The 18,317-nt window shown below is 49.2% G+C and carries 19 protein-coding genes and 2 tRNA genes; 6 read left to right on the plus strand and 15 right to left on the minus strand.

What is annotated here, in order from left to right:
* Positions 1 to 23: 23 nt before the first annotated feature.
* The 9 genes from nusA to rlmE all read right to left on the minus strand — a co-directional run bounded on the left by nusA (position 24) and on the right by rlmE (position 7,941).
* Complete coding sequence (nusA, locus tag M975_RS16420) at positions 24 to 1,511, minus strand: transcription termination factor NusA (protein ID WP_064560986.1); 1,488 nt, start codon at positions 1,509 to 1,511, stop codon at positions 24 to 26.
* Positions 1,512 to 1,538: 27 nt separating this feature from the next.
* Entirely contained in the window at positions 1,539 to 1,991 is a 453-nt protein-coding gene (gene rimP, locus M975_RS16425; protein WP_064561087.1) for a ribosome maturation factor RimP, read from the minus strand.
* Positions 1,992 to 2,201: 210 nt separating this feature from the next.
* A tRNA-Met gene (locus tag M975_RS16430) sits at positions 2,202 to 2,278 on the minus strand.
* 60 nt (positions 2,279 to 2,338) lie between these two features.
* Positions 2,339 to 2,425 (minus strand) — tRNA-Leu (locus tag M975_RS16435).
* 48 nt (positions 2,426 to 2,473) lie between these two features.
* Entirely contained in the window at positions 2,474 to 2,803 is a 330-nt protein-coding gene (secG, locus tag M975_RS16440; protein ID WP_034498820.1) for a preprotein translocase subunit SecG, read from the minus strand.
* A 232-nt stretch (positions 2,804 to 3,035) separates the two neighbouring features.
* Positions 3,036 to 4,373, minus strand: coding sequence for a phosphoglucosamine mutase (gene glmM, locus M975_RS16445; RefSeq protein ID WP_064560987.1), 1,338 nt, complete (start codon positions 4,371 to 4,373; stop codon positions 3,036 to 3,038).
* Positions 4,366 to 5,214, minus strand: a complete 849-nt coding sequence (folP, locus tag M975_RS16450) for a dihydropteroate synthase (RefSeq protein WP_064560988.1) — start codon at positions 5,212 to 5,214, stop codon at positions 4,366 to 4,368. Before folP ends, glmM begins: the two co-directional genes overlap by 8 nt.
* Positions 5,215 to 5,314: 100 nt before the next feature.
* Positions 5,315 to 7,255, minus strand: coding sequence for an ATP-dependent zinc metalloprotease FtsH (gene ftsH, locus M975_RS16455; protein ID WP_064560989.1), 1,941 nt, complete (start codon positions 7,253 to 7,255; stop codon positions 5,315 to 5,317).
* Positions 7,256 to 7,311: 56 nt separating this feature from the next.
* Positions 7,312 to 7,941 carry a 23S rRNA (uridine(2552)-2'-O)-methyltransferase RlmE gene (gene rlmE / locus M975_RS16460; RefSeq protein WP_064514064.1) on the minus strand — a complete coding sequence of 210 codons (630 nt, stop codon included), beginning with the start codon at positions 7,939 to 7,941 and terminating at the stop codon, positions 7,312 to 7,314.
* A 126-nt stretch (positions 7,942 to 8,067) separates the two neighbouring features.
* Between rlmE and yhbY the strand changes: the two genes are divergently transcribed.
* Positions 8,068 to 8,361, plus strand: a complete 294-nt coding sequence (gene yhbY, locus M975_RS16465) for a ribosome assembly RNA-binding protein YhbY (RefSeq protein ID WP_064514066.1) — start codon at positions 8,068 to 8,070, stop codon at positions 8,359 to 8,361.
* Between the two features lie 106 nt (positions 8,362 to 8,467).
* On the opposite strand, the gene greA is transcribed toward yhbY, so the two are convergent.
* Positions 8,468 to 8,944: a transcription elongation factor GreA gene (gene greA, locus M975_RS16470; RefSeq protein ID WP_064560990.1), complete on the minus strand. Its 477-nt coding sequence runs from the start codon at positions 8,942 to 8,944 to the stop codon at positions 8,468 to 8,470.
* A 253-nt stretch (positions 8,945 to 9,197) separates the two neighbouring features.
* Between greA and dacB the strand changes: the two genes are divergently transcribed.
* The 3 genes from dacB to pmrB are packed head-to-tail and all read left to right on the plus strand — an operon-like array spanning position 9,198 to position 12,352.
* Complete coding sequence (gene dacB / locus M975_RS16475; RefSeq protein WP_064560991.1) at positions 9,198 to 10,631, plus strand: serine-type D-Ala-D-Ala carboxypeptidase; 1,434 nt, start codon at positions 9,198 to 9,200, stop codon at positions 10,629 to 10,631.
* Between the two features lie 3 nt (positions 10,632 to 10,634).
* Positions 10,635 to 11,297, plus strand: coding sequence for a two-component system response regulator PmrA (pmrA, locus tag M975_RS16480; RefSeq protein WP_064560992.1), 663 nt, complete (start codon positions 10,635 to 10,637; stop codon positions 11,295 to 11,297).
* Positions 11,294 to 12,352 carry a two-component system sensor histidine kinase PmrB gene (gene pmrB / locus M975_RS16485; RefSeq protein ID WP_064560993.1) on the plus strand — a complete coding sequence of 353 codons (1,059 nt, stop codon included), beginning with the start codon at positions 11,294 to 11,296 and terminating at the stop codon, positions 12,350 to 12,352. Before pmrA ends, pmrB begins: the two co-directional genes overlap by 4 nt.
* Positions 12,353 to 12,405: 53 nt before the next feature.
* Here pmrB and cgtA read toward each other — a convergent pair whose 3' ends face one another.
* From cgtA to rplU, 4 genes are all read right to left on the minus strand, one after another.
* Entirely contained in the window at positions 12,406 to 13,578 is a 1,173-nt protein-coding gene (cgtA, locus tag M975_RS16490; RefSeq protein ID WP_064560994.1) for an Obg family GTPase CgtA, read from the minus strand.
* A 16-nt stretch (positions 13,579 to 13,594) separates the two neighbouring features.
* Positions 13,595 to 14,560, minus strand: a complete 966-nt coding sequence (locus tag M975_RS16495; RefSeq protein ID WP_064560995.1) for a DMT family transporter — start codon at positions 14,558 to 14,560, stop codon at positions 13,595 to 13,597.
* Positions 14,561 to 14,678: 118 nt separating this feature from the next.
* Positions 14,679 to 14,936, minus strand: a complete 258-nt coding sequence (rpmA, locus tag M975_RS16500; RefSeq protein ID WP_024549632.1) for a 50S ribosomal protein L27 — start codon at positions 14,934 to 14,936, stop codon at positions 14,679 to 14,681.
* 18 nt (positions 14,937 to 14,954) lie between these two features.
* Positions 14,955 to 15,266, minus strand: coding sequence for a 50S ribosomal protein L21 (rplU, locus tag M975_RS16505; RefSeq protein ID WP_034498836.1), 312 nt, complete (start codon positions 15,264 to 15,266; stop codon positions 14,955 to 14,957).
* 261 nt (positions 15,267 to 15,527) lie between these two features.
* Between rplU and ispB the strand changes: the two genes are divergently transcribed.
* Together ispB and sfsB are read left to right on the plus strand one after the other, a co-directional pair.
* Positions 15,528 to 16,499, plus strand: a complete 972-nt coding sequence (gene ispB / locus M975_RS16510) for an octaprenyl diphosphate synthase (RefSeq protein ID WP_064560996.1) — start codon at positions 15,528 to 15,530, stop codon at positions 16,497 to 16,499.
* Between the two features lie 231 nt (positions 16,500 to 16,730).
* Entirely contained in the window at positions 16,731 to 16,994 is a 264-nt protein-coding gene (gene sfsB, locus M975_RS16515) for a DNA-binding transcriptional regulator SfsB (RefSeq protein ID WP_064560997.1), read from the plus strand.
* Positions 16,995 to 17,038: 44 nt separating this feature from the next.
* Here sfsB and murA read toward each other — a convergent pair whose 3' ends face one another.
* Entirely contained in the window at positions 17,039 to 18,307 is a 1,269-nt protein-coding gene (murA, locus tag M975_RS16520; RefSeq protein ID WP_064560998.1) for a UDP-N-acetylglucosamine 1-carboxyvinyltransferase, read from the minus strand.
* Positions 18,308 to 18,317: the final 10 nt, after the last annotated feature.

An 18,317-nucleotide genomic window follows, 5' to 3' on the forward strand; every position in this document is an offset into this window, starting at 1 on the left:
CTGTTCCTTCCTGCTACAGTTTATTACGCTTCGCCGCCAAACCAGCAGATATTGCGAGCAGCCATAATCAATTCCCCGGCTTTCTCGTTGGTTAAACCTTCAATATCTGACAGATCGTCGACACCTTGCTCAGCCAAATCTTCCAGCGAGCTCACACCGCGCGAAGCGAGTTTAAAGGCCAGGTTGCGATCCATACCTTCGAGGTTCAGCAGATCCTCTTGAGGTTTGTTATCGCCCAGGCTTTCTTCCTGCGCCAATGCCAGTGTGGTGAGGGCGTTTTTGGCGCGATCACGTAATGCTTCCACTGTATCTTCATCAAGGCCATCAATTTCCAACAGCTCTTTCATCGGCACATAGGCCAACTCTTCGAGAGAGGAGAAACCTTCTTCTACCAATACAGTGGCAAAGTCCTCGTCGATCTCGAGGTATTTGGTAAAGGTATCAATGGCAGCATGTGCTTCAGCCTGATGCTTGGCTTGCAGGTCATCAACAGTCATAACGTTGAGTTCCCAGCCGCTCAGCTGTGCAGCCAGACGAACGTTTTGTCCGTTACGACCGATTGCTTGCGCCAGATTGCCTGCCTCTACCGCGATATCCATTGTATGTCGGTCTTCATCGACAACAATGGAAGCCACGTCAGCCGGAGCCATAGCATTGATAACGAATTGAGCTGGGTTATCGTCCCACAGCACGATATCAATACGCTCACCGCCCAGTTCAGTAGAAACTGCCTGAACACGCGCACCGCGCATGCCGACACAAGCACCTACCGGGTCGATACGCTTGTCGTTGGTTTTCACGGCGATTTTCGCACGAGAACCAGGATCACGAGCAGCGGCTTTGATTTCAATAACTTCTTCGCCAATTTCCGGCACTTCAATGCGGAACAGTTCGATCAGCATTTCTGGCTTGGAACGGCTAACAAACAGTTGAGCACCGCGAGCTTCCGGACGCACAGCATAAAGCACACCGCGGATACGGTCACCTGGGCGGAAGTTTTCACGCGGCAACATATCTTCGCGAAGAATAACAGCTTCAGCGTTGCTACCGAGATCAAGAGAGATGTTATCGCGGTTAACTTTCTTCACGACACCAGTGATGATTTCGCCTTCGTGCTCGCGGAACTGATCAACCACCATTGCGCGTTCAGCTTCACGTACTTTTTGTACGATAACCTGTTTCGCGGTCTGAGTAGTGATACGGTCGAAAGTCACAGATTCGATCTGGTCTTCAACGTATCCGCCAACATTCAGCTCTGGATCTTCGAATTGAGCTGCATCAAGAGTAATTTCACGCGTTGGTTGGGTAACTTCTTCAACAATGACCCAGCGGCGGAAAGTATCGAAGTCACCACTTTTACGATCGATGCTGACACGCACATCAATCTCTTGTTCGTATTTTTTCTTGGTCGCTGTTGCAAGTGCACTTTCCAGCGCTTCGAAAATTTTCTCGCGCGGCAGTGATTTTTCGTTGGAAACTGCTTCTACAACAGCCAAAATTTCTTTGTTCATCCTGGGTTTTCACCTCAATCCAAACTATTAAAAGTGGGGTACCAGGTTCGCTTTCTGGATGTTGCTCAGCGCGAACACTTCATCTTTTCCTTCCACCGTAACCGTGATCATCTCACCTTCTACGGCTTTAATAATACCCTGCCATTTACGACGGTTTTGCACAGCCATTCGCAACACAATGCTCACTTCTTCGCCGTTAAAGCGAACGTAATGCTCTGCATTGAACATTGGGCGATCTAGGCCTGGTGAGGAAACTTCCAGGTTGTAAGCTACAGTGATAGGGTCTTCGACATCCAGAACTGCACTTACCTGGTGACTGACATCAGCACAATCATCAACATTGATGCCATCTTCACTATCAATATAGATGCGCAGCGTAGATTGGCGACCTCGAACGAATTCGATCCCGACCAGTTCATAGCCCAGCGCCTCAACCGGTGCTGAAATCATCTCTGTTAATTTTTGCTCTAATGTGGACAAGCCCACCCCCAAGAAATAAAAAAAGGGCATATAGCCCAGTTATTCTGAAGTCAGATAACAAAAAACCCCGATAAATCGAGGCTTTAGATAACTGAACCCTGTACACCGCAATTGCGGCCCGGACACCATCCAGGAGAATTTTTTTCTAAATTCTTCGCGAGGCACCAACTGGTGTTCACAGTATATTTGAAAAAGAACTCTCAGGGAAAGTGGTTGCGGGGGCCAGATTTGAACTGACGACCTTCGGGTTATGAGCCCGACGAGCTACCAGGCTGCTCCACCCCGCGTCCGAAAACGTGGCAAATATTACGCCGATATTGCATAAAATGCAAGAAATGCAGATATTTTGGTACCGAGGACGGGACTTGAACCCGTAAGCCCAATCGGGCACTACCACCTCAAGGTAGCGTGTCTACCAATTCCACCACCTCGGCACTTTGAACACGGTAATCACTTCTTACCGTATTGAAGCTTACTACTTATTACTGCGGAATATCGCTGCTCGGCTTGGTAGGTGCCGCTGGCTGTGACTCAGTTTTTGTAGGCTGAGTTAAATTATCCCACACACTTCCTTTATCGGTTTTGTTGGTATTGAGGTTACCCAGTACCAGGCTGATGATAAAGAACAGTGTTGCTAACACAGCGGTCATACGGGTCATGAAATTACCAGAACCATTTGAACCAAACAGTGTAGCGGAAGCGCCTGCTCCGAAGGAGGCTCCCATATCAGCGCCTTTACCTTGTTGCAGCATGATAAGACCCACAAGGCCTAAGGCTACAATAAGGAAAACAACTAAAAGAGCTTCGTACATAATCAACCTGTTCCTTGCGGTATTACCGCATACCAAAGCTTCAAACCAGTCAAGCGGATACGTTTAAGTTTACCCACTGAAGCGGGTGAGAATACTAACCAAAGCCGGTCTTACGCGCAAGGGCAATTTATTCACATTTCGCTGACTGGAGAAAAAAACAGCAATACATTTAGATTTGTTTATAAAAGAGGCGACAAACGCCGCCTTTTTACACAAAAAATAAGATTGCTAATTAAACGGCTTTTACCGCATCGGCAATGCGGTTGGCATATTCGATAACCAGCGCTTCGTCTTCGCCTTCCACCATCACACGAATGAGTGGTTCAGTACCGGATTTACGCAATAGCACACGGCCACGGTTACCCAATGCTTCTTCCACTTCTGCGGTCACTTTTTTCACTGAATCGTGTTCAAGTGGATCGCCACTGCCTGCGGTAAAGCGCACGTTAACCAGAATTTGCGGGAATAATTTCATTCCACTGCACAAATCATGCAGGCTCATATGGTTACGGACCATAGCGGTAAGTACTTGCAAACCTGCCACGATACCGTCACCAGTGGTGGTCTTATCCAACAGAATCACATGGCCGGAGTTTTCAGCGCCAATTCTCCAGCCTTTCTCCTGAAGTTTTTCCAGCACATAGCGGTCGCCCACTTTTGCACGCGCAAACGGAATACCGAGCTGTTTCAATGCCAGCTCCAGCCCCATGTTGCTCATCAGTGTACCGACTGCACCACCGCGCAACTGGCCCTGACGGAGTCCTTCACGAGCAATGATGTAGAGGATCTGGTCGCCATCAACTTTATGGCCCAGATTGTCCACCATGATGACACGGTCGCCATCACCATCCAGTGCAATACCAATGTCAGCTTTCTCAGCCAGCACACGCTCTTGCAGCATACGCACGTCAGTGGCACCACATTTTTCGTTGATGTTAACGCCGTTAGGCTCACACCCTACGGTAATGACCGTTGCACCCAGCTCACGCAGCACATTTGGCGCAATGTGGTAAGTTGCACCATTAGCGCAATCGACAACAATTTTAAGGCTGCTGAGGCTTAATTCATTCGGGAATGTGCCTTTGCAGAATTCGATATAACGACCGGCCGCATCAACAATACGGCTGGCTTTACCCAGTTCCGCAGAATCGACACATGTGATCTCTTTTTCCATTTCCGCTTCAATAGCTTCTTCAACATCATCTGGCAGTTTTGTGCCATCGATAGAGAAGAATTTAATCCCGTTATCATAGAACGGGTTGTGCGATGCGGAGATAACGATCCCTGCTTCGGCGCGGAATGCACGGGTCAGATATGCAACGGCAGGCGTTGGCATCGGGCCGGTGAATGAAGCAGACAGCCCCGCTGCAGCCAGGCCCGCTTCGAGAGCGGACTCAAGCATATAACCAGAGATACGGGTATCTTTGCCTATAATAATTTTACGCGAGCCATGGCGCGCTAAAACTTTGCCCGCAGCCCAACCGAGCTTAAGCACAAAGTCAGGAGTAATAGGGGAATCGCCAACACGACCGCGGATGCCATCTGTGCCAAAATATTTACGGTTACTCATAGCGTTTTTTTTCCTTCGCTGAAAGTGTGGCTTCCACCACGCGCATCGCTTCGACTGATTCTTTCACGTCATGAACTCGAATGATATTAGCCCCCTGCATTGCAGAAATAACTGCACATGCAAGACTGCCGCTCAGGCGTTGATCCGGCCCGACGTTTAGCAGTTGGCCAACCATTGATTTACGCGACATCCCCACCAATAGCGGTAAGCCAAAGTGATGGAATTCTGAAAGTCGGGCCAAAAGTTGGTAATTATGGGTCAGATTTTTACCGAAACCGAAGCCCGGGTCGAGCAACAATTTTTCTTTTGAGATACCTGCTGCTTCACAACGAGCTATTTGGTCGATAAAGAAGCGATTCACATCAGCAAAAACATCGTCGTAATGCGGTGCCTGTTGCATATTTTTGGGCTCACCCTGCATGTGCATAATGCAGACGGGTAAACCCGTTTCTGCCGCCGCTTCCAGTGCGCCGGGTTCCTGTAATGAGCGAATATCATTGATGATATGTGCGCCAACACGGGCAGCTTCACGAATCACTTCAGGTTTCGATGTATCAACTGATATCCAGACTTCAAAGCGCTGAGCAATCGCTTCCACAACAGGGATCACACGCGACAACTCTTCCTCAACGCTCACTTCAGCCGCCCCAGGGCGTGTCGACTCACCACCGATATCAATAATCGTCGCGCCAGCGTTAATCATCGCATTCGCGTGTTTTACGGCTTCAACTAATGAGTTGTGCTGCCCGCCGTCAGAAAATGAGTCTGGCGTGACGTTCAAAATACCCATGATATGAGGATGAGAAAGATCGAGCGTAGTGCCCTGGGCGGTGAGTTTCATCAAAATTCCCTGCATAGACTTTGGTTAAGACAAAAAACAAAAACCCTGGGACAAGCCCAGGGTTTTATAGACTACTGCATTAACATCCGGCAGAAACGACTTATTTGTCGCCCAACTGCTCAGACATGGTGGAGTCACCCGGATTCGGCGTACGCGGTTCATCGACCGGACGCGGAGCACGTGGAGTCGTTCCATTATTGTCTGAATTGTTGCTGCTGTTGGATTCTTCCCAACCTGCTGGCGGACGCACCTCGCGACGGTTCATCAGGTCATCAATCTGTGGCGCATCGATGGTTTCATACTTCATCAGTGCGTCTTTCATGGTGTGAAGAATATCCATATTTTCATTCAGGAGCTGACGAGCACGAGCGTAGTTACGCTCAATCAACAGCTTCACTTCCTGATCGATGATACGTGCAGTTTCATCGGACATATGTTTCGCTTTAGCCACGGAGCGGCCCAGGAACACTTCACCTTCCTCTTCCGCATACAGCAACGGACCGAGTTTCTCAGAGAAGCCCCATTGGGTGACCATGTTACGAGCGATAGATGTTGCTACTTTGATGTCGTTAGACGCACCGGTAGAAACATGTTCCGCACCGTAAATAATCTCTTCAGCAAGACGACCGCCGTACAGCGTAGAAATCTGGCTTTCCAGTTTCTGACGGCTGGCACTGATTGCATCACCTTCCGGCAAGAAGAACGTCACACCCAACGCACGACCGCGCGGAATGATCGTTACTTTATGCACAGGATCGTGTTCTGGAACCAGACGACCGATAATCGCATGCCCTGCTTCGTGATAGGCAGTAGATTCTTTTTGCGCTTCCGTCATCACCATGGAGCGACGTTCCGCACCCATCATGATTTTGTCTTTCGCTTTTTCGAACTCAACCATTGAAACCACACGCTTGTTGCCACGGGCAGCAAACAGAGCAGCTTCGTTGACCAGGTTCGCAAGATCCGCACCGGAGAAGCCTGGAGTACCACGAGCAATGATTGCTGCGTCGATATCTGGAGCCAGCGGCACCCTACGGCTATGCACTTTCAGGATTTGCTCACGGCCACGCACATCTGGCAGACCAACAACAACCTGACGGTCAAAACGGCCTGGACGCAGTAACGCTGGGTCAAGTACGTCTGGACGGTTAGTTGCAGCGATAACGATGATACCTTCGTTACCTTCGAAACCATCCATTTCAACCAGCATCTGGTTCAGTGTCTGTTCACGCTCATCGTGACCACCACCAAGACCCGCGCCACGCTGACGGCCTACGGCGTCGATTTCATCGATGAAGATGATGCATGGTGCCGCTTTCTTAGCTTGTTCAAACATGTCACGAACACGAGATGCACCCACGCCCACGAACATTTCAACGAAGTCAGAACCGGAAATGGTAAAGAATGGTACTTTCGCTTCGCCTGCAATGGCTTTTGCCAGCAAGGTTTTACCGGTACCCGGAGGGCCAACCATCAGCACGCCTTTCGGGATTTTACCGCCCAGTTTCTGGAAACGGCTTGGCTCGCGAAGGTACTCAACCAGCTCAGCAACCTCTTCTTTTGCTTCGTCACAACCAGCAACGTCAGCAAAAGTGGTCTTAATTTGGTCTTCGGTGAGCATACGCGCCTTGCTCTTACCGAACGACATGGCACCTTTGCCACCGCCGCCCTGCATTTGACGCATAAAGAAGATCCAGACCCCTATCAGCAATAGCATTGGGAACCAGGAGATGAAAATAGAAGCCAGCAAGCTTGGCTCTTCAGGCGGTTCGCCTACTACTTTCACATTTTTGGTCAGCAGGTTATCAAGCAGCTTAGGATCGTTAACGGGGATGTAAGTCGTGTATCGGTTACTATCTTTCTTGGTAACTTTGATTTCACGTCCATTGATACTCGCTTCGCGAACCTGGTCTTGATTTACTTCAGACAGGAAAGTGGAGTAATCCACCCTACGGCCGTTTGACTCGCTGGGCCCAAAGCTCTGGAACACAGACATCAGCACAACCGCGATGACCAGCCAGAGTATTAGGTTTTTCGCCATGTCACTCAAGGGATTAACCTCATATTACAACTGTGTTAACAAACAGCGCCAGGGGACTATACTTTTCGCCCAGTCGCTACAATGTACACTTCACGTGAGCGGGCACGAGAAGAGTCCGGTTTACGAACTTTAACTGTCGTAAACAGGGAGCGAATTTCCCGCAGGTACTCATCGAAACCTTCGCCCTGAAACACTTTCACTAAAAAACTACCACCCGGTGCAAGAACATCACGACACATTTCCAGTGCCAGCTCTACTAAATACATAGACCGAGGAATATCAACTGCCGGTGTCCCGCTCATATTTGGAGCCATATCTGACATGACAACCTGAACTTTACTGTCACCAACACGATCCAACAGAGCTTTCACGACTAATTCATCACGAAAGTCACCCTGAAGGAAATCAACACCAACGATAGGATCCATTGGTAAAAGATCGCAAGCAATGATTCGCCCCTGATTCCCGATTTGAGTCACCACATACTGTGACCAGCCTCCGGGAGCAGCGCCAAGATCAACAATAGTCATTCCTGGCTTAAAAAGTTTGTCACTTTGCTGTATTTCATCAAGTTTAAACCAGGCACGGGAACGTAACCCTTTTTTCTGCGCCTGAATTACATATTTATCGCTAAAGTGTTCCTGCAGCCAGCGACTAGAGCTGGCAGAACGCTTTTTACCTGTCATCTCAAATTCCAACTTTGTTCATCGTGAATAGCAGGCTGTAAGAGTTATCAGCACAGCCGATTGGCGATACGGGAGATATGGCGGTAGAATGAACCGTTTTCAATCCCAACGTAAGCAAAAAATACGATGAATCTGAGTACTAAACAAAAACAGCACCTGAAAGGTCTTGCTCATCCGCTCAAGCCAGTAGTTATGCTTGGCAATAACGGTTTGACCGAAGGGGTACTGGCCGAGATTGAACAAGCGCTTGAACATCATGAGTTAATCAAGGTGAAAATCGCAACGGAAGATCGCGAAACTAAAACCTTGATCGTGGATGCCATCGTGCGTGAAACCGGCGCCTGTAATGTACAGGTTATCGGTAAAACGCTGGTGCTCTATCGCGCGTCTAAAGAGCGCAAAATCTCTCTGCCAAAATAAGCAGAGAGTGTGCAAAATGCCACGCTCTGTTAGTTGATAAAAGGCCGCGATGCGGCCTTTTTCCTTTCTTTACAATACTCCACGCTATAAAAAAGCGTAGCAGAAATTATAAATATTCCACTTTGATGATTTCGAACTCCACATCGCCACCTGGCGTGCGGATAACAACAACATCATCACGCTCTTTGCCGACAAGGCCACGAGCAATCGGTGAGTTCACCGAAATAAGATTCTGTTTAAAATCAGCTTCATCATCACCAACGATGCGGTAAGTCTGCTCTTCATCGGTATCCAGATTCAAAACCGTCACGCTTGCACCAAAAATAACACGGCCATTATTTGGCATTTTGGTGATATCAATAATCTGAGCATTAGACAGCTTTGCTTCGATATCCTGGATACGGCCTTCACAAAAACCCTGTTGCTCACGCGCAGCGTGATATTCAGCGTTTTCTTTTAAGTCGCCGTGCTCGCGAGCATCCGCAATCGCGGCAATAATTTGCGGGCGACGCACTGATTTCAGCTGATCCAGCTCTTCACGTAATCTTTCTGCGCCACGTAGGGTCATCGGAATAGGTTGCATTGTTATACCTCTTCAAAACTTTCCTGTTCAGAACTGCCCAACGGCACTCCTGAATCCAGAGCCTGGTTTACGTTAATTCAGCAAACCCCTGGCACTAAGCAAAATAAAACCAACCCAGAGCAAAGCACCAGGTCAGTAACGGTTTCCAAATTGACCTGTATTTTACCCTGGAGTTCACTGAGGGTCATCGTTTACTTTGCACTGCGATGCACCGTAGTATGACGACACGTTTCCAGGTTGTTACCGCGAGATTATGCGATTTTTTAGATTTGTCATTGGATTGACCAGTGCTGTGGTGTTTACCGTTCAGGCTGCCAACGTAGAAAACTATACCTCCCAGTTGCCTGCGGGCGCGAATCTGGCTTTGATGGTACAAAAAATCGGTGCACCTGCCCCGTTAATTGACTATCACAGTCAACAGATGGCGCTGCCCGCAAGTACCCAAAAAGTGATTACGGCTCTGGCGGCGTTACTCCAGTTAGGCCCAGACTTCAGGTTTAACACCACTCTTGAAAGCCATGCGCAAGTCAGTAATGGCGTGTTGCAAGGTGACCTTATTGCGCGATTTGGTGGCGATCCAACGTTAAAACGCCAGGATATTCGCAATATGGTCGCGGTTCTGAAGAAGTCAGGTGTTCAGCAAATTCAGGGAAATGTGTTGGTCGACACCTCTGTTTTTGCCAGCCATGACAAAGCGCCGGGCTGGCCGTGGAACGATATGACGCAGTGTTTTAGCGCCCCACCTGCTGCCGCTATTGTTGACCGTAACTGTTTCTCTATTTCGCTTTACAGCGCCCCTAAACCTGACGATTTAGCGTTCATTCGCGTCGCTTCTTACTATCCTGTGGTGATGTTCAGCCAGGTTCGCACGCTCGCTAAGGGTTCTCCTGACGCACAATATTGCGAACTGGATGTCGTCCCGGGAGACTTGAATCGCTTTACGCTAACCGGTTGTATGACACAACGTGCCGATCCACTTCCGTTGGCCTTCGCAATACAGGATGGAGCCAGTTACGCAGGTGCGATTTTGAAAGCCGAGCTCAAAGAGGCGGGAATCAGCTACAGCGGAACCTTATTGCGCCAGACGCAATCCAATACACCCGGAACGGTTATCGCCAGCAAGCAATCGGCTCCACTGCACGATTTGCTAAAGGTCATGCTCAAGAAATCAGACAACATGATTGCCGATACTGTCTTTCGCACCATCGGCCATAACCGTTTTGGCGTGCCGGGAACATGGCGTTCCGGGGCTGATGCTGTCCGCCAAATTTTGCGGCAGAAAGCAGGTGTAGATCTTGGTAACAGTATTGTGGTCGACGGTTCAGGGTTGTCTCGTCACAACCTGATTTCCCCTGCAACCATGATGCAGGTTTTGCAGTACATCGCCCAGAATGACACCGAGCTTAACTTCATCTCAATGCTACCGTTGGCAGGTTATGACGGCTCGTTACAGTATCGTGCTGGTCTGCATCAGGCAGGCGTTGACGGGAAAGTTTCTGCCAAAACAGGTTCGCTGCAAGGGGTGTATAACCTTGCTGGATTTATCACGACTGCCAGCGGCCAACGTATGGCCTTTGTGCAATATTTGTCAGGCTACGCTGTAGAGCCTGCCGACCAACGTAACCGTCGTATCCCATTAGTGCGCTTTGAAAGCCGGCTCTATAAGGATATCTACCAGAATAATTGAGTTATGAAACTGCTAATAGTTGAAGACGATTTACTGTTACGGGAAGGCCTGGTGCTGGCAATGAACAGCGAAGGTTATGCTCTTGATTGCGCCACGACCGCTGCCGAAGCGGATGCACTGATCGAAAGTGGTGAATACGGCATGGTCATTCTTGATCTGGGCCTGCCCGATAAAGACGGTGCCACTTTGCTAAAGCAATGGCGTCGCCGTAGTATCAGCACGCCCGTGTTGATACTCACGGCGCGCGATGCACTCGAAGACCGTGTGAATGGGCTGGATTCAGGTGCAGATGACTATCTGGTCAAACCCTTCGCGCTCGCCGAATTGCAAGCCCGGACACGAGCACTAATCCGCCGCTACCAGGGGCAAAGCGATAACCTCCTGCAACATGATGATCTGACGCTCAACCTGCAAACTCAGCAAGTGTTGTTACAAGGTCTGCCGGTAGAAATCACGCCGAAAGAGTTCGCGTTACTGACTCGCTTGATGATGCGTATCGGGCAAACCGTGCACCGTGAAACATTGCAGCAGGATATCTATAGCTGGCAGGACGATCCGGGCTCAAATACGCTTGAAGTGCATATCCATAATCTGCGTCGCAAGTTAGGAAAAGACAGAATCAAAACCGTTCGTGGTGTTGGCTATCGACTGGAGAGTCGTGCATGAACAGTATGCGTCAGCGGCTGATGATCCTCCTTGCGCTTATTCTTCTATTTTTTCAATTAATTAGTGTTATCTGGCTGTGGCATGAAAGCCGTGAGCAAATCAGTTTTCTGGTGAGCGAAACGTTATCAGCCAAAGCGCGTAACCAGCACGTCGAAAAAGAAATTCGTGAAGCCATTGCTTCGTTACTGGTGCCTTCACTGGTGATGATTGGTTTCACCTTGTTCTTCTCATTCTGGGCGATTACCTGGATCACCCGTCCGCTAAACCGGCTTCGCACAAGCCTTGCTAATCGATCCGCTGATAATCTGTCACCTCTGCCTATGTATTCTGATATGGACGAGATGGCGGCCGTTACCACATCGCTCAATCAGCTACTCGCACGGCTGGACCACACGATTCAGCAGGAACGCTTGTTTACCGCAGATGCTGCGCATGAATTACGAACTCCGCTTGCGGGTATCCGACTGCATCTTGAGTTGATGGTTAACTCAGGCGTTCAGCAAGCCCCTATGCTGCTGGAGCGCATTGACCAACTCATGCATACCATTGAACAGCTTCTGATGCTCTCACGTGCTGGGCAGGCGCTGGCGAGCGGCCATTACGACACACTGAACTGGTCGCGCGACATCATTTCACCACTGAAAATGGAAATGGAAGAGATGGTCGCTTTACGCCAACAGGAAATTATCTGGCCAAAAGAAAGTGAAAACATCGTTCAGGGTGATGCCGTGTTACTGCGACTGATGCTGCGTAACCTGCTGGAAAATGCATCCCGCTACAGCCCTACTCACAGCACCATTACCGTTTCATTAACCGCTGAGGGTAAAGGTGCAACGCTTATGGTCTCTGATCAAGGGCCAGGCATTGGTGAACAGCACCGTCAGACGATTACTGATCCATTCCGGCGTATGGATCAACGTTATGGCGGCAGCGGGCTCGGGTTGAATATTGTGCAGCGTATTGTTCAGCTTCATAACGGGAAACTAGCGTTAGACAATGGTCCTGAAGAGAAAGGTCTTCAGGCGAGCTGTTGGATCCCTTCGCAAAACCAGTAATTCACAAATAAAAAAAGGGCCGGAAAATTTCCGGCCCTTTCAAAGATAACGTTTTATTTCTGATAGATGATTTCGACACCTTCGTCGTCATCTTCATCCCAGTCGTCATCCCAGTCTTCGTCTTCTTCCGCTTCCACGGCATCGAGTTGCTGCTGATGATAGTCATCCCACATGAACTCAACTTTTTCCGGTGCAATCGGCTGGAGCTCAGCGATTTTCGGGTTAGCAATGATGAAGTCCATTACATCCCAGCACAGCGCATTCACGCCTTCGCGGTTAACGGCAGAAATCAGGTAGTATTTCTCTTCCCAGCCCATAGCGGTCGCAATTTCTTTTGCACGCGCTTCGGCATCTTCTTTGCTCATCAAATCGCATTTGTTGAAGACCAACCAGCGTGGCTTCTCAGCAAGTTTCTCGCTGTATTTTTCAAGCTCACCAATAATGACGCGGCCATTTTCAACCGGATCTGATTCGTCAATTGGTGCGATATCGATGAGGTGCAATAACACGCGGCAACGCTCAAGGTGTTTCAGGAAGCGGATGCCGAGGCCTGCGCCATCAGCTGCGCCTTCGATAAGCCCTGGAATATCGGCAACCACAAAGCTTTTCTCGTTATCCATACGGACAACACCAAGGCTTGGGATAAGCGTAGTAAACGGATAATCCGCCACTTTTGGTTTTGCCGCAGAGACAGAACGAATGAAGGTAGATTTACCGGCATTCGGCAAACCAAGCATACCCACGTCAGCTAACAGCAGCAGCTCAAGTTGGATATCACGCTTCTCGCCAGGCGTACCCATGGTTTTCTGACGCGGTGTACGGTTCACAGATGACTTGAAACGGGTGTTACCCAAACCGTGCCAACCGCCCTTAGCAACCATCAGACGCTGACCATGCAGGGTCATATCACCCATGGTTTCGCCAGTGCCCTGATCGATAACACGCGTTCCTACAGGTACTTTTACAGTAATGTCTTTACCACGTTTACCGGTACAGTCACGGCTCTGGCCATTTTGACCACGTTCAGCGCGGAAAGATTTCTCGAAGCGATAGTCGATCAGGGTGTTGAGGTTTTCATCCGCCTCCAGCCACACATCACCGCCATCACCGCCATCACCACCGTCCGGGCCGCCTCTGGGAATATATTTTTCACGACGGAAGCTAACGCAGCCGTTACCGCCATCACCTGCTACGACCAGGATCGTTGCTTCATCAACAAACTTCATTTCACTTCTCCGTAAATCATTCGCCCGAACGTTGTACTGGAAGAACAGCTTCGGTTTTGCGCCAACGCCCCCAAAGACGGTGACCAATGGCTGAATACATTGCACCTGCAACCACGACGAACGCGCCGATATAACCCACAAGGTTAAGTAACGGCATAGCGAAGAAATCGGGCCAGGCTAACGCTAATAAATCTGAAAATAGCAAAGTAAACAGCGGAGTCAGCGTAATAATTGCGCTAACCTGTGCCGCCTGCCACCGTGCCATGGCTTCTGCCAGTGCCCCATACCCAACCAGTGTATTCAGGCCACAGAAAACTAAACATGCCAGTTGCCAACTACTGAGTTGGAAAATTTTATCCAACTGAGCCAGAGGAAAAAGTGCAACAGTACATAAAGTGTACAGCAAAAGGAGGATCTGTTGCGAGGCCAGGCGGCGTAATAATACCTTTTGTGCCACGCCATAGATGACCCACACTGTCGCCGCCATAACACCGAAAATCACCCCAAGGGTGTAATCTGTCAGGCGGGTAAAAATTTCTATCAGGCTGGTGTTAAAGAACATCACCAACCCGCAAAGAAGCATTGTGGCCCCGATGACCTGCGTACCGCGCATTTTTTCTTTCAGCACAACAACGCTTGCCACCATCATTCCCACCGGGGAAAGCTGGCCAATAACTTGAGATGCCGTCGGGCTCAGGTACTGCAACGACGAACTAAAAAGCAAAAAATTTCCGAACAGACCACCCGTTGCGATGGCAAGTAGTGCCAGCCAACGTGGTTTACGGAACAGGCGTAGAGGCGGCAATTTTCCACGTATAGCAAGAATGCTACCGAGCCCCAGGCTTGCCATCAAGAAGCGATAAAAGACGACTGTTGGCGGTTCCATCACCGTCAGCACCTGTTTCATCGCAATTGGCAATGCTCCCCAGCAAACTGCTGTAGTAAGCGCCAGGATAATGCCAATCCCTGCCTGCTGTTTCATGCTCTAATCCTGCAACCCGAAATCTGAAGAAAATACTTCATTGATTTACCGGTCGCAGAATGTAAAAAGCCCCGCAACGTGTTGCGGGGCTTCTATCCGTTACCGGGACGCGAAAAACTTATTCAGCAACGATGCTGATGAACTTACGGTTTTTCGGACCTTTAACTTCGAACTTAACTTTACCGTCAGTCAAAGCGAACAGAGTATGATCTTTGCCGCAACCTACGTTGGTGCCAGCGTGGAATTTAGTACCACGTTGACGAACGATAATGCTGCCTGCCAGAACTGCTTCTCCGCCGAAACGTTTTACGCCCAGACGTTTAGCTTCGGAATCGCGACCGTTACGAGTAGAGCCGCCAGCCTTTTTATGTGCCATTTAATATGCTCCCCTGTATTAAGCGCTGATGCCGGTGATTTTCACATCAGTGAACCACTGACGATGACCTTGCTGCTTACGGTAGTGTTTACGACGACGAAACTTAACAATCTTAATTTTCTCGCCACGACCATGAGCAACAATTTCAGCTTTGACTACGCCGCCATCGACGAAAGGAACGCCGATTTTGATTTCTTCACCATTAGCGATCATCAGAACTTCTGCGAACTCAACTGCTTCGCCAGTTGCGATGTCCAGCTTTTCCAGGCGAATGGTTTGACCTTCGCTTACTCGGTGTTGTTTACCACCACTTTGGAAAACCGCGTACATATAAAACTCCGCTTTCCGCACGCACCCTACGTATGTTTCAGGTGGCGCTATAAATATTCACAATAGGGCGCGAATATTACGCAAAACGAGAGCCTTTGACAAGCCCTGTCATTAAACAGAGTAGAAAAAAAACGCAACATCACACCAGCCGTTTATCTGCCTCGTTTTTTCAGTACAATCTGTACTACATTATTACTCCTCTACCCTCACGTGATTCCGTAAAGACATGTGGTAAACAGGACTTTAAGCCAGACTTTTGCGATGAATTTAGAAAAAATTAATGAGTTAACCGCGCAAGATATGGCGGGAGTCAATGCGGTCATCCTTGAGCAACTGAACTCAGATGTCCAATTGATCAATCAGTTAGGGTATTACATCGTCAGTGGCGGTGGTAAACGTATCCGCCCGATGATTGCTGTTCTTGCAGCTCGGACACTCGGCTATCAGGGCAATGCGCATATCAATATTGCGGCCCTTATTGAGTTCATTCACACCGCAACATTGCTCCATGATGATGTTGTCGATGAATCAGATATGCGTCGCGGTAAAGCAACGGCCAACGCAGCATTTGGCAATGCAGCCAGTGTTTTAGTGGGTGATTTTATTTATACCCGAGCCTTCCAGATGATGACGCAGCTCGGCTCACTCAAGGTTCTTGAGGTGATGTCCGAAGCGGTGAATGTGATTGCTGAAGGCGAAGTTCTGCAACTGATGAACTGCAATGACCCTGATATCACCGAAGAAAGTTATATGCGGGTGATTTACAGCAAAACAGCACGTTTATTCGAAGCGGCGGCCCAGTGTTCAGGTATTTTAGCCGGCGCAACGGAAGAACAAGAAAAAGCACTTCAGGATTATGGCCGTTACCTGGGAACGGCTTTCCAGCTTATCGACGACCTGCTGGATTACAGCGCTGATGGGCAAACTTTGGGTAAAAATGTCGGTGATGACCTTAACGAAGGCAAGCCAACTCTCCCTCTGCTGCATGCCATGCGTAACGGAAATGCTGAGCAAGCAAAAATGATCCGCGAAGCTATTGAGCAAGGAAACGGGCGTCATTTGCTGCAACCCGTGTTAGATGCAATGACTGCATGTGGTTCCCTGGAATGGACGCAACTGCGTGCAGAGCAAGAAGCGGATAAAGCAATTTCAGCACTGGATATTTTGCCTGAAAGCGAACACAAAGAAGCGTTAATTGCTCTGGCTCACATGTCAGTTCAACGCGATCGCTAATCTTTTCAGCGCGTCTGTTAAAGGCGCGCTAAGTTTCCAATAAAATCTCTCTACAATCTCACCAAAGCCTTCAGCAACTCCCTATACCAATCTGTTTTCATTGATTTTCACTCACTTTGTGTGGATTAACACAGATTTGGTTTTTTACGTTTTAATTGGAATCTTTTGACTCATTGCTATGTTATAAATTCAGTTGAGCAATCCAGTAAAAGTATCGGCACAGGGAGAAACATGGAAAGTAAACAATCTGACTGGCACCCGGCAGATATCATCGCAGGGCTACGCAAACGTGGAACATCACTGGCAGCTGAATCAAGAAAAGCAGGTCTGAGTTCATCAACACTGGCAAACGCGTTGTCGCGTCCGTGGCCGAAGGGTGAGTTAATTATCGCTCAGGCACTGGATACCTCGCCCTGGGTGATTTGGCCATCGCGGTACTACGATCCACAAACCAACCAGTTTATTGACCGTTCAGGTTTGATGCGTAAACGATAAAAAAACCGGGCATGCCCGGTTTCTTTTATTTTTAATGGCGATATTTATTCGCCGCTGCTGCCTTTCACACGTTCAATCTTCGCACCCAGCGCCTGAAGTTTATCTTCAATACGCTCATAGCCACGATCGATGTGGTAAATACGGTCAACAACTGTTGTACCTTCTGCAATACAGCCCGCCAGAACGAGGCTTGCTGAAGCGCGCAGGTCAGTTGCCATCACTTGCGCACCGGACAGTTTCTCAACGCCGTGGCAAATAACAGTATTGCTCTCAATTTCCGCGTGCGCGCCCATACGAATTAACTCAGGGACATGCATGAAACGGTTTTCGAAGATGGTTTCAGTAATAACACCCGTGCCTTCAGCCACCAGGTTCAACAGGGTAAACTGAGCCTGCATATCTGTTGGGAAACCAGGGTGCGGCGCAGTACGGATTGTCACGCCTTTCGGACGCTTACCGTGCATATCCAGACTCACCCAATCTTCACCCACTTCAATATCGGCACCTGCTTCACGCAGTTTCGCTAACACTGCATCCAGCGTATCGGGTTGAGCATTACGGCAAACAATTTTGCCACCGGAAATGGCCGCAGCAACCAGGAACGTCCCGGTTTCAATACGGTCAGGCACGACGCGATAAACACCGCCACCGAGGCGTTCAACGCCCTGAATGGTGATGCGATCGGTACCTGCACCGGTGATTTTCGCACCCAGTGTATTCAGGAAGTTCGCTGTATCAACGATCTCCGGCTCACGGGCAGCGTTTTCAATGATGGTCGTCCCCTCAGCAAGGGTTGCAGCACTCATGATGGTAACAGTGGCACCTACGCTCACTTTATCCATCACGATATGCGCGCCCTTCAGGCGACCATTTACGGAAGCTTTAACGTAGCCTTCTTCCAGTTTAATTTCCGCACCCAATTGCTCAAGGCCGGTAATATGCAAATCAACCGGACGTGCGCCGATTGCACAACCGCCAGGCAATGAAACCTGACCCTGACCAAAACGCGCGACCAACGGCCCAAGCGCCCAGATAGAAGCACGCATGGTTTTAACCAGGTCGTAAGGCGCACAGAAGATATTCACTTCACTGGCGTCAATCCACACTGAACCATTGCGTTCGACTTTAGTACCCAACTGGCTTAACAGCTTCATTGTGGTATCAATGTCTTTCAGTTTTGGAACATTTTGAATCTCAACTGGCTCTTCGGCCAACAGTGCGGCGAAGAGGATTGGCAGCGCGGCGTTTTTCGCCCCGGAGATCGTCACTTCACCACTCAGTCGGGTTGGCCCCTGAACTCGAAATTTATCCATTGCAACTGCT

This window comes from Buttiauxella brennerae ATCC 51605, from assembly GCF_001654925.1.
In the GTDB taxonomy this organism is placed as follows: Bacteria; Pseudomonadota; Gammaproteobacteria; order Enterobacterales; family Enterobacteriaceae; genus Buttiauxella; species Buttiauxella brennerae.